The 12,430-nt window shown below is 26.0% G+C and carries 15 protein-coding genes and 1 riboswitch; of the genes, 4 read left to right on the top strand and 11 right to left on the bottom strand.

What is annotated here, in order from left to right; translation table 11 throughout:
- Positions 1–171: 171 nt before the first annotated feature.
- The 11 genes from ACYUE0_RS14000 to ACYUE0_RS13950 form a co-directional block, all read right to left on the bottom strand.
- On the bottom strand, positions 172–381 hold the full coding sequence (locus ACYUE0_RS14000; RefSeq protein WP_199870831.1) for a zinc ribbon domain-containing protein: 210 nt from the start codon (positions 379–381) through the stop codon (positions 172–174).
- Positions 382–402: 21 nt separating this feature from the next.
- Positions 403–1,188 (bottom strand): ABC transporter permease, encoded by a 786-nt coding sequence (locus ACYUE0_RS13995; RefSeq protein WP_061994326.1) that lies wholly within the window; start codon positions 1,186–1,188, stop codon positions 403–405.
- Positions 1,189–1,208: 20 nt separating this feature from the next.
- Complete coding sequence (locus ACYUE0_RS13990) at positions 1,209–2,096, bottom strand: ABC transporter ATP-binding protein (RefSeq protein WP_460271062.1); 888 nt, start codon at positions 2,094–2,096, stop codon at positions 1,209–1,211.
- A gap of 25 nt (positions 2,097–2,121) precedes the next feature.
- Positions 2,122–3,168 carry a hypothetical protein gene (locus ACYUE0_RS13985; RefSeq protein WP_460271061.1) on the bottom strand — a complete coding sequence of 349 codons (1,047 nt, stop codon included), beginning with the start codon at positions 3,166–3,168 and terminating at the stop codon, positions 2,122–2,124.
- Between the two features lie 289 nt (positions 3,169–3,457).
- A complete protein-coding gene (locus ACYUE0_RS13980) occupies positions 3,458–4,096 on the bottom strand; it encodes an ABC-2 transporter permease (RefSeq protein ID WP_460271060.1) in 639 nt (212 codons plus the stop codon).
- A gap of 26 nt (positions 4,097–4,122) precedes the next feature.
- A complete protein-coding gene (locus ACYUE0_RS13975; RefSeq protein WP_460271058.1) occupies positions 4,123–4,974 on the bottom strand; it encodes an ABC transporter ATP-binding protein in 852 nt (283 codons plus the stop codon).
- 49 nt (positions 4,975–5,023) lie between these two features.
- Positions 5,024–5,398 carry a GntR family transcriptional regulator gene (locus tag ACYUE0_RS13970; RefSeq protein WP_216450935.1) on the bottom strand — a complete coding sequence of 125 codons (375 nt, stop codon included), beginning with the start codon at positions 5,396–5,398 and terminating at the stop codon, positions 5,024–5,026.
- An 18-nt stretch (positions 5,399–5,416) separates the two neighbouring features.
- The gene (locus ACYUE0_RS13965) at positions 5,417–6,094 is read right to left on the bottom strand and encodes an ABC-2 transporter permease (RefSeq protein WP_216450934.1); all 678 of its coding nucleotides are present in this window, start codon (positions 6,092–6,094) and stop codon (positions 5,417–5,419) included.
- A gap of 12 nt (positions 6,095–6,106) precedes the next feature.
- Positions 6,107–6,751, bottom strand: a complete 645-nt coding sequence (locus ACYUE0_RS13960) for an ABC-2 transporter permease (protein ID WP_460271057.1) — start codon at positions 6,749–6,751, stop codon at positions 6,107–6,109.
- Positions 6,752–6,787: 36 nt separating this feature from the next.
- Complete coding sequence (locus tag ACYUE0_RS13955) at positions 6,788–7,657, bottom strand: ABC transporter ATP-binding protein (RefSeq protein WP_460271056.1); 870 nt, start codon at positions 7,655–7,657, stop codon at positions 6,788–6,790.
- A gap of 14 nt (positions 7,658–7,671) precedes the next feature.
- Positions 7,672–8,043 carry a GntR family transcriptional regulator gene (locus ACYUE0_RS13950; RefSeq protein ID WP_460271055.1) on the bottom strand — a complete coding sequence of 124 codons (372 nt, stop codon included), beginning with the start codon at positions 8,041–8,043 and terminating at the stop codon, positions 7,672–7,674.
- A 661-nt stretch (positions 8,044–8,704) separates the two neighbouring features.
- Positions 8,705–8,859: riboswitch (cobalamin riboswitch) on the top strand.
- Between the two features lie 110 nt (positions 8,860–8,969).
- Here ACYUE0_RS13950 and ACYUE0_RS13945 point away from each other — a divergent pair.
- The 4 genes from ACYUE0_RS13945 to ACYUE0_RS13930 are packed head-to-tail and all read left to right on the top strand — an operon-like array spanning position 8,970 to position 12,270.
- On the top strand, positions 8,970–10,025 hold the full coding sequence (locus tag ACYUE0_RS13945; protein ID WP_460271054.1) for an ABC transporter substrate-binding protein: 1,056 nt from the start codon (positions 8,970–8,972) through the stop codon (positions 10,023–10,025).
- Between the two features lie 7 nt (positions 10,026–10,032).
- The gene (locus ACYUE0_RS13940; RefSeq protein ID WP_010299542.1) at positions 10,033–11,112 is read left to right on the top strand and encodes a FecCD family ABC transporter permease; all 1,080 of its coding nucleotides are present in this window, start codon (positions 10,033–10,035) and stop codon (positions 11,110–11,112) included.
- A gap of 6 nt (positions 11,113–11,118) precedes the next feature.
- Positions 11,119–11,883: an ABC transporter ATP-binding protein gene (locus tag ACYUE0_RS13935; RefSeq protein ID WP_010299543.1), complete on the top strand. Its 765-nt coding sequence runs from the start codon at positions 11,119–11,121 to the stop codon at positions 11,881–11,883.
- Between the two features lie 60 nt (positions 11,884–11,943).
- The gene (locus ACYUE0_RS13930) at positions 11,944–12,270 is read left to right on the top strand and encodes a CGGC domain-containing protein (protein ID WP_460271053.1); all 327 of its coding nucleotides are present in this window, start codon (positions 11,944–11,946) and stop codon (positions 12,268–12,270) included.
- The last annotated feature ends 160 nt before the right edge of the window (positions 12,271–12,430 follow it).

The following is a 12,430-nucleotide window of genomic DNA, read 5'->3' as shown; positions in this document are numbered from 1 at the left end:
TCTTTTATTATATACATATAATAACTAAATATAAATGTTTTAAAATTAATATAATTCTTATAGATAAATAAATTTAACTTTTATAATTTAGTTTAAAAAAACTGTTTCAATATATTAAATCTTTATATTGAAACAGTTTTATAAAATAATTATATATTATATTGGTTTAAATTATGATGTTAAGAAATCTAGTATATTCCATCCTGCTTTTGTTTTAGATTTATATAATTCTGTATATCCACATCTAGCACAACTTATTGTAATAAATTTTTTATTTTGAACATCAAATATTTTAGCTAAATTCCCTCCAGTAGCTTGAAATTCATCATTTTCATATTCATTACATCCACATTTTGGACAAACATATTGTTTTTTATTCATATCTAATCTCCTTCCTATATTTTATCTTTTTTCACTAACAAAGTTTTTATAAGTTATTTTAGGAACTATTATTAATACTAATATAAACATTAGTAAATCTATTCCTGCTATGAACATAGGTGTTTTATACCTTATAAAAGTCGATGAATACATAGCCCATAGTGGAGTAAGTCCTGCATATTTTTGAATTTGTGCTGGTAAAAAGTTTGCTGCTATATATGGTATTCCCATGAATAATCCACTTACCATAAACGGCATTACTGCATTGTTACTTATAGATGATAATAAAAGTGTTATCTGAGTAAAGAATATACATCCCATTACCATTGTTATTCCTAATATTATAATCATTTGAAGAACTGTTATTGTTGAACCACTATTTCCAAAATACCATAATTCTTTTAATTGTAAATTTAAACCTTCAGCACCTGAGTAATGTATAGCAGAAAATACAATAATTAAATATAGTGACAATAATACTATTGATGTAGCTATACTCCCTGCTATACTTTTTGCCATAACAACTTTTTTCTTTCCATTTTTACTTGAGTTTATCAAATCAGTCATATATGAGTTATACTCAACATTATACATAGATGAAGTTATTATAAGTATAAGCATCCCCATTATTGGTGCTATTCCATAAGTTTTATCAAATACGGAAGCATAATTTTCTAATATATAATTGGGATATGAGCTATCAAATCTTACAAGTACTGAACATAATAGCGCTCCTAATATCCAAACTAAAAATACTCTTTTTTTAAGTAGTACTTTTCTTAATTCACTTTTTACTAAATTATACATTTCAATCCTCCTTTATACTACTAAACTTCTTTTGCATCTTCAATATCAAAATAGAACATATAAACATCTTCAAATTTTGGCTCTATTTTATGCACTTCTTTATAAACTGGTTCTTTATCTGCTATTACTCTTATTTCAGTTTTATCTATTCCTCTTTGTATATTTACTACTTTATATTTATTTTGAATATCTCTAATTATATCTTCATTGTCTGTATTTATTACATATACTTTATCTTTCATATTTTCTAGAATTTCTTTATGACTGCCCTTTACAAGTAATGTTCCATCTTTAATTATTATTGTTTCTCTTGCTATAGACTCTATATCAGATATTATATGAGTTGATAAAATTATTATTTTATCTCTAGATATTTCACTTAATAAATTTCTAAATCGTGTTCTCTCTTGAGGATCAAGACCTGCTGTAGGTTCATCTAGAACTAATATTTTAGGATTATTTAACAAAGCTTGTCCTATACCAACTCTTCTTTTCATACCACCAGAAAATTTCTTTAATGATTTATTTCTAACATCATATAATCCAACTAAGTGTAATATTTTATCTATTTTTTCTTTAAGCCCATCTTTTGAAATACCCTTTAACGCTGCCATATAATTTAAGAATTGTTTTGCTGTAAAATTACCATAACCTTCAAAGTGCTGTGGTAAATACCCTAAAACATCTCTATATTTTTCATCTAATGATTTTATATTTTCACCGTTATATAAAATCTCTCCACTATCACTTGTAAGTAATGTTGTTATTTGCTTCATAAGTGTTGTTTTTCCTGCTCCATTAGGTCCTAAAAGACCATAAACACCACTTTCTAATGTAACTGTTAAATCATTAGTTACTCTTTTTTTTCCAAAGCTTTTATTTAAATTTTTTATTTCTAATTTATTCATAGTATAAATACCTCCTAAAATTCTATTATTTACTTTCTATTCTTTTAAAACTATTAAGCATATATATAATGCTTGCTATAGTTATCATTACTAATATAGCTAATATGGCTTTAATTAAACTTATATCATATCCCAATACACTTATATCACCTAAGTACATTCCTATTAAATTATTCCCCTGAAATATTAAGTCTGGATAATTACCAAAATTTAATATACTAATTATGTCTGCTCCCCCTATTTGAGTTAAAAACTTACTTATAGGTTTTATTAAAAATACTAATATTTTGCCTAAAATTATGTATACACCAAATATAGATATTGATGCCATAGAACTTTCTGTTTTAAATGATATTATAGCTCCTATAATTGATAAACTTAAAAGTAAAACTAATACAAAAACTATTTTTAAAGCTACATATTGCATTATGGTAAAAGAACCCTCTAGCATCATAAAGTTATCAACAATTCTAAAAGCTTGTAAATTTCCGTTAATAGGCCTACCATACTTTAAAAATGTCTCAATGAATGTTATAGCTAAAAACCCTACGTATGCTACTATTGGAACTACAATTGCTAACATCCCTTTAGAACTAAGTGCTTTATATTTATTTTTAGATGTTAGTATTAATGTATCCATTGATGAAACCACTTCATCACTATATATATTGCAAATTAACATTGCAATTATAGACAATAATCCTATTAATGCTAATGGATGAGCTACTTTATGGTTATATACCTTCCAAAAATCTACATCCTTATAGTTCATGACCTTTACTTTATCTAATTTTTCTTGAGCCATATTTTTCATTTTTTTGCTACTACTATCATTCGCAGATTGATTTGCTAACTGTTCAAGTTCATTAATTTTTATTTCAAAATTTTCTGATGCTAAAACACTGCCCTCTCTCATATCTACAAAACCATAATTTTCTTGTTCTAAATAAGATTTCTCACTTTCCAGTTGCGGATTTAAAAACACCATGACAAGTGATAAAATTATAAATATTGCCAATGCAATTATTCCATTCTTATTTTTTATCAATTTATTTAATTCTAATCTAAACAATATTATCTCCTCCTGACAAATATAATTTTAAATATTTAACCTTACACTTAAGTAACCATAAACTTAAATAAACCTTAAATAAAAAAAACAACTAGTAAACCTAGTTGTTTAGAATTAAATTCTATTTTATTAAATATGCATTATATAATTTTTAATAATAGTTTTTGTTAAACTAGAAACTATCCCACCTATACAAACTAGTACAAGTGCAATAACAAAAACTATAGGTTCTTTTACCATTTCTTACACTTCCAAATCCTTTTTAAATCCTTATTTTTTAATTGTATGTCTAAAAATCTTTCTTTCTATAAAAAAATACTGTTATATACATAATAGTCATAAAAATAACTATGGTTAATATTATAAAGATTAATAGTTGAATATTATTTAGCAATTGTCCCCCATTAAATACTTTTAAGTATTGACTAAATTTACTTTCAAACATAGTATTAATTATTACCATAAAAACAATAAAATAAGCTACCATCCCAGCCTTATTTCCTAATGTATAATATATTAAATAGTAAATACTTATTGATAATAATAATATTATTAACGTTAATATTGCATCTTTTATAAATATATCCATAGGTAATTTTATAATAAATTTATCTAATAATTCATTAATAACAAATCCTAATATTCCTCCTAGAATAATTATTATTGCTGACCCTAAAAACTTTGATATTATATATTCATCCCTAGACATACCTACACTTAAAAATAATATATGATTTTTTTGCCTTACTTCATATTGTATAGTGGCAATATTAGCTATTGCCACCATACTAATTAAATAATTATAATAATTTCCCTTATTAGTTAATAACATCAAAATTATAGGCAATAAAAGAAACATTATATTTAAATAGCCTTTATAATTAAAAATTTGTAATTTAACCTCTTTGCCTATTGATTTAATCATCATATTTTAACCTACCAAATCATTATATTCTACTTTCTTTTTAGTATCATTATTAGTTCTAATGTTGCATCTTGTATTAATACACTATCTTTAAATTCTTTTTTTACCCACTCTACATCAGAAGTTAGCGCTTCAAATCCATAAGAACTTTTTCTTATTCCTTCAAAATACTTTTCATTTTCTTTAGTTAAAAGGCTTATATCTCCCTTTACTATTTTATAAGTATCTAATACTTCTTCTTTACTTTTAGAAAATATAATTTTTCCATTGTTTATATAAGTTATATAATCTGCTATTTTTTCAAGATCTGAAGTTATATGAGTAGATAACAATACACCTACATTTTCATCTTGTATTAATTCCCTTAATATATTTAAAACTTCTGCTCTAACAACTGGATCCAATCCTGCTGTTGGCTCGTCCATTATTATAAATTTTGCATTATGGCTAAGGGCAATTGAAAGGGAATACTTCATTTTCATTCCCTTTGAAAGTTCTTTAAATTTTTGACCTTTATTAAGTCCAAATTTATTTGCATACTTATAAAATGTATCAAAACTCCATTCTTTATAAAATGGTGCAACAAGCTTTGCATTATCCTCTAATGATAAATGTTCATAAAAACATCCTTCATCATATACAAATCCTATTTGTTCTTTTATTTCTTTTTCAAATTTTAAATTATCTTTTTCAAAAACTTTTATTTCGCCACTATCCTTTTTTACTAAATTCATTATAAGTTTTATAGTGGTAGTTTTTCCCGCACCATTTTGTCCTATAAAACCCATAATGTATCCTTTAGGAAGAGTAAATGATATATCTTCCAATTTAAAATTTTTATATGCCTTGGTTAAATTCTTTACTTCTAATATATTTTCCATATAAGCTCTCTCCTTCTAACTATATCTGTAAATAAGTTTTGCAAACTATTTACTTTTCTTCATATAAAACTTCTAATATTTCTTTCATTTCATCTAATGAAAGTTGTATCTTCTCACTTTCTTCTATTGCTTTTGTAAAATACTCTTCTATATTTCTTATAATAAGCTCCTTTACAAGCTCCTTATCTTGAGCCGAAACGAAAGACCCCTTTCCTGGTACTGTATAAATATAACCATCTCTTTCAAGTTCTTCATAAGCTCTTTTAGTTGTTATTACACTTATTCTCAAATCCTTAGCTAAAGCTCTTATTGAAGGCAATGGTTCGTTTGCAGATAATTTATTCATAAGTATATCATCTTTTATCTGTTTTTCTATTTGAGAGTATATTGGCTCTCCTGAGGAATTGTTTATTATTATATTCATCTTCCTCCTCCTAACTGTTTATGATAAATCTTTATTACAATATCCCTTTATTGATAAAGTTGTTATTATCCCATAAATCACTAGCCCTATTAAAAATATTAATGGTATTATTAAAAATCCATTTTCTATGCTTTTCATAAAGAAACCTACAACTTTTTTTGAAGCCGCTGGAAATATTTTTTCTGCTAAAAAAAGCACTAACATTGGTAAATATATTATTCCTAATAGTGTAAATCCACTATATTTTACTGCCACATCATAACTAGCTTTATAAAAAATATAGTTTGGAACACATATGATCACTACATAATATAAAAATGAGAATGATTGAGAAAACAACAACATCTTTAAATCTTCACCACTTATTTTTCCCAAAATAAAAATTATAGACAATAGAAATATTGATGTTATAAAATACACTAATAAGTAAAAAGTATATTTGCTTACTACTACATCTTTTCTATCAACAGGAAAACTATTTATTAACATATCATAATATTTACGTGTCTCTTCTGTTGCTGTAAATTTATTTAATATTATTGGTATAAATAAAGTTGCAAATATATATATTGGGAAATAAACTGGTGCTTTAGCACCAATTAGCGTTAAAACTACCATAACGCATCCTACAAGTAAATTCATTATAATTAATGGATTTTTGCTAGTTATTATATCTTTTTTAAGCAATGCATTCATATATTATACCTCCTATAGATCTCTTTTTTCATATATTACAACAGATAAAGTAGCTAATATCCCAGTTATAGCTAACACTGCTATAACAAGTATTATATTAAATTGAATGCTTGTATTAGAAAGTAATTTTACTATATTACCCTCTAATTTAAACTTGAAAATATTATTTATAAACATAAATCCCATCATAAAAACTATAAACGCTACATAATAACTTATCTTAGCCGCTTTAATTCCTAATGAAAAATATGCCAAATAATACATTGATATAATTAATAATGAATAAAGCAATATTGATTTTAATGAATGTATATTTACTCCTATAAACTTTGTAGGAATTGCTATCAATAAAATCTCATTTAATACTATTGCTAATATACATCCTATCATTGCCACTAATATTGAAGCTATAAATTTGCCTAAAACATAATCTTTCCTTGTACAAGGATAACTAAGTGTAGACTTATAAACGCCGTCTCTACTTTCAAGTTCTGTATATCCAAGTCCTCCTATTACCAAAACCATAATAAGATAATTTATAAAATCTTGTCCTTGAGTCATAGCTATTACTGCCATACCAATTAATAACATTATAAATTGTGAACCTTTTAATGATAAAAGCTGTATTTTCAGCTCTCTTTTTATTACATTTAACATCTTAATCCTCTCCCCATTACATCTTTAAATTCGTTGTTATATATTTCCAACTGCTTCTCTGCTTTTAAATACCATAATATCTTCTAATGTTGGCTTTTCCAAAATCACACTATCTTTAAATATAGCATTTATTTTTGATACATTATTAGTTAAAGCCTCAAATCCAAAACTCGTTATATTTATTGATATAAATGCTTTTCTATTTTCATCATTTAATAAACTTTTATCACCTTTTACAATTCGATATTCTTCCAATACATCAATTGTAGGTTTAGAAAATTCTATTTTTCCTTTATTAATATAAGTTATATAATCAGATATTCTTTCAAGGTCTGATGTTATATGTGTTGATATTAAAATAGCTATATCTTCATTTTGAATTACCTTTTGAAATATATCTAAAAGTTCTTCTCTAACAATTGGATCAAGACCTGCAGTTGGTTCATCCATTATTAAAAACTCAGCATTGTGACTAAGTGCTATAGCAATTGCAAATTTCATTTTCATACCCTTTGAAAGTTCTTTTACTTTTTGATCTTCATTTAATCCAAATATCTTTAAATATTTGCTAAAAGTTTCAAAACTCCACTGCTTATAAAAGTTAGAAATTATTTTAGCATTTTTCTTTATAGATAATTTTTCATAATAAAAACAATCATCATATACAAAACCAATTTTTTCTTTTATTTCTTTAGAATACTTAACATTATCTTTTCCAAATATCTTAATTTCTCCACTATCTCTTTTTAATAAATTCATTATTAATTTTATTGTTGTAGTTTTACCTGCTCCATTTTCACCTATAAATCCCATTATATATCCTTTTTCTAAATTAAAAGATACATCATCTAATTTAAAATTTTTATAGGTTTTTGTTATATTTTTTATCTCCAAAACATTTTTCATACTCCTCAACTCCTTTAATACTTATATATAATTTCTAATTTTTCTTTCATATTATCTAAGGATAAATCTATTTTTTTCCCTTCATTTATGCCCTTTAAAAGATATTTTTTAACATTATCCATTATAGTATATTTTATAAATTCTTTATCCTTATTTGAGATAAAAGTTCCCTTTCCTGGAACTGTATAAACAAATCCTTGCTTTTCTAATTCTTCATAAGCCCTTTTAGTCGTTATTACACTTATTTTTAATTCCTGTGACAGTGCTCTTATAGATGGTAATATATCATCTAATATAAGTTTATCTTCAAATATTGATTTTTTAATTTGTTCTTCTATTTGTGAATATATTGGCTTTCCAGAAGAATTATCAATTACAATATTCATAATACCCCTCTTCTTCAACATTATTTATATAGTGAGTATACCCACTATATACAGTTGTAGTAAAAAAAATTATTTTTCTATCTTTTCTCGTTTTTTAAAGAAAATTAAATGCTCCAAAACTATAGCTATACAAAACATTATAATTATAAACATAATTTTCATAAATCCTATTTCCTTTATAAATTTTATTTTCAATTTGTATATATCCTATATACACAGTATATACTCTATATACACACCTTGTCAATAAAAATTTAAATTAATTTTTTGTAATTATAATTATCTTCTATAAAAATATTTAAATTTATACATCAAATTTTTGTTATCAGTTAAGAAAAAATATAAATAAAACCTAAAGCAATCAAAGCTGATTCTAAAAAAGTACGTTTAGTATTATTAGGAACATAGTTAGTAATAATCACCACAACTATTTAACTGTTCACTATTAACTTTTAACTGAAATAATCTGTTAGTTATTGATAAAATATTAATTTGAGTTTTCTCACTTGATAACTGAATAAGTTTAAAAATTAACTTGGAACACTATATATTTGAACAATTAGTTATAAAAATTAATCATTTCAAAATTATTTGACATATTTTTTAATTTATGATAAGCTTTTCAATGATAATTCAATAAAATTTTAAGTTAAATTCAATTTAACTTACTTTTAGAATAGGTTATAAAAGTAAAGTCACTTTTATATAAAAGGGGAAGTTGGGTGCAAATCCCACGCGGTCCCGCCACTGTAAAAGATTATTTTTTCTATATCAATAATCTTTAGCCAGAATACCTGCCTATTTTTTCACTACAATAACCTACGAGAGATGGGGATAGTGTTTATATAAGTTTGTACTTATACCTATTTAGCCACTTAAGGTTAAATAGGTTTTTTTATTTATAAAAAATTAAAGGAGTTTTATTTATGAGATCAAAAAATATAAAAAAAACAATTATGAAAACTTTATGTACTACACTTTGCATTGCTATGACAGTTTCATTTATGGGTTGTTCTAGTAATAATAAATCTACTAATACAAATAGTGTATCTACTGAAAACAGTTCTACCAAGGAAAATAAAAATTCAAGCTATCCTGTAACTATAAAAAATTATAATGTGAATAACGAAGAAATTGAAATTACTTTTGATAAGGCACCAGAAAGAGTTTTAACAACTAACCAAACTACAACTGAATTGATGCTAGACTTAGGATTAGAAGATAAGCTAGTTGGTACATGCTATTTGGACAACCCTATATCAGAAAAAGTTAAAGACAAATATGCAAAAATTCCAGTTGTATCTGAAAAATATCCTACTAAAGAGCAAGTTTTATCTTTAAATCCAGATTTTATATTTGGATGGAAAAGTGTCTTTGCCGATAAAACACTTGGTGATGTAAGCGAATGGATAGGCAGAGGTACTAATACATTTGCTCAGCGTAATACCGTTAAATCCGTTGGAAATTATACTGTTGAAAATTTATTTAAAGATATTGATGACTTAGGAACTATATTTAATATAAAGGATAAAACAGATAAATATATCCAAGACAATAAAGATAGATTAACTAAAATAGAAGAAAAAACAAATTCTATTGACAAGAAAAAAACAACATTAATTTTAGAATCTGAAGAAAAAGGTGATTTTAGATTATATGGCAAAAATGATCTTGTAAGTGATATGGCTTTAAAAGCTGGATTAGAAAATTTAGGTGAAGAATCTGGAACTGTAAGTTTAGAAAATATAGTTAGTTTAAATCCTGACACTATTCTTCTTATCCATGATGGCGATGGAAAAGATATTCACGATCCTGAAATTGCTAAAATTTTCACTTCTAATGAGGCCTTGAAAAATGTAACTGCCGTTAAAAATAATGCAATAGTTGTTACTGGGCTTGCTGAAACTTGGGCCGGTGGAATTCGTGTAGTAGATGCTATTGAACGCTACTCTAAAGAATTATATCCTGAATTATATAAATAGGTGATTTATGAAAAATAAAAACTTTTCAAATATACTAAGTAAATATAATTATTTAATAGTTATTGCTTTAATGTTGCTTTTATTAGTATCTATAGTTTTAGCAGTGTCTATAGGTTCTGTAAAACTTCCTGCCACTGATGTTTATAGTATAATTTTAAATAAACTTTTTGGTACAAGTTTAAAAGGAAAGTCAATTCCACAGGCATCTATTGATATAGTTTGGCAAATACGATTGCCACGAGTTTTTCTTGGTGTAATAACTGGGTTAGGATTATCTCTTGGTGGAACGGTTATGCAAGCTACAGTGCAAAATCCATTAGCTGATCCTTATCTTTTAGGGATTTCCTCCGGAGCCACACTAGGTGCTACTTTTTCAATATTAATTGGTGCCTCCACATTATTTACTGGAGTTTTACAAAATACAGGTGTAACCTTTTGGGCTTTTATAGGAGCTTTACTCGCCTCAATAGTAGTCTTTAAACTTTCTAATTTAGGTGGAAGAGCTACATCTGTAAAATTAGTTCTTTCTGGTATGGTAGTTAACTTAATATGTTCTGCCTTATCAAGTTTTATGATTTATCTTACAAACGATAACAGTGCCCTTCACTCACTTTCATATTGGAGTATGGGTTCTTTAACTGGTGCTAAATGGACAAACTTATTGATACCTACAATCGTAGTTGTATTTTTTATTATAATCTTTATTATACAATCTAGGGTTATGGATGTAATGCTTTTAGGTGATGAAACTGCTATAACTTTAGGTATAGATTTAAATAAATATAGAAAGTTTTATTTAATTAGCGTTTCAATTTTATCAGGGGTTCTTGTTTCATGTTGTGGAATGATAGGTTTTGTAGGATTAGTTATTCCTCATATTACCCGTAGTTTAGTTGGTTCAGACCATAAGAAACTTTTACCAACTACTGTACTTCTAGGTGCTATATTCTTAGTTTGGGCAGATGTGCTATCCCGTATAATACTGAAAAATATGGAAATGCCTATTGGCATAATTACTTCACTTTTAGGTGCACCATTTTTTATTTATATTATGATAACACGTGCTTACGGATTTGGAGAAAGGTAGCTTATTATGAATTTAGATATTAAAGATTTAAATGTTGCTTTTGGTAATAAAACTATTGTAAATAATGTCTCTTTAACTGTAAAAAATGGTGAGTTTGTTGGATTAATAGGTCCAAATGGAAGTGGTAAATCTACCCTTTTAAAGTCTATTTACAGAGTATATTCTCCTAAATCTGGAGTTATGCTTTTGAATGGAAAAAACCTCTTAAATATACCAATTAGAGACGTTGCTAAAAATTTAGGAGTTGTTAGTCAATTCAACAATCTTGCTTTTGATATGACTGTAGAACAAATGGTTTTACTAGGTAGAAGCCCTCATAAAGGTCTTCTTGAAATTGATAACGATAAGGATATTGACATAACTCATGAAATGCTTAAAAAAGTTGATATGTTTGACTATAGATATAGAAGTTTTTTAACTTTATCTGGTGGTGAAAAACAACGTGTTCTACTTGCAAGGGCACTAGCTCAACAAGTGAAATTACTTATTCTTGATGAGCCCACTAATCACCTTGATATAAAGTATCAACTTCAAATATTAAAGTTAACAAAATCTTTAGGTATTACTGTAATTGCTGCATTGCACGATTTAAATTTAGCTGCTTCTTATTGTGATAAATTATATGTTATGCATAATGGTAATATTGCTGCAACTGGAGCACCTAATGAAATATTAACAAAAGAGCTTATTAAAGATGTTTATGAAGTAGACTGTACTATTCACAAATATCCAAATAAAAATTCAATTTATATAACTTTTGAAGACTTTTAATGAATATGAAAAAATAAGAGACTACACATTTATTTGATTATACCTAAAGGAGGTGTTTTTATGTCAATAGCAATTATGTCTTGTAGAAAACTAATTGGTAAATGCGCTGGAACTGGATGCCTTAATGCTTTTAATAACGATTTAGATGCTTTTACTATTTATAAAAATAAAAAGGAGACTTTGGCTAGTTTTTTCTATTGTAGTGGCTGTTCAAGTACATTAGGAAGTGATGAAGATTGGCAACATAAAATAAATCAATTAAAAAATAAAAATGTTGATACTATTCATATTGCTCTTTGCATAGAGGTCGAATGTGATAACTACTCTAAACATGAAAAAATATTAAAAGCTAATGGCTTTAAAGTAATACATGGAACCCATAAGTAAATACATATATTATAATCGAGTAGGAGGAAAATAATTATTTTATTTTCCGTCCTCTCACACCACCGTGCGTACCGTTCGGTACACGGCGGTTCAATAGAATTACCTAAATCTTAAATAACTCTCGGTTAACGTTATAAACCCTTGTTCTTTTAGGTAGTTA

This window comes from Clostridium sp. CTA-19, from assembly GCF_054767855.1.
The sequence above is the reverse complement of the archived record's forward strand: the minus strand, read 5'-3'. Positions and strand labels throughout refer to the sequence as shown.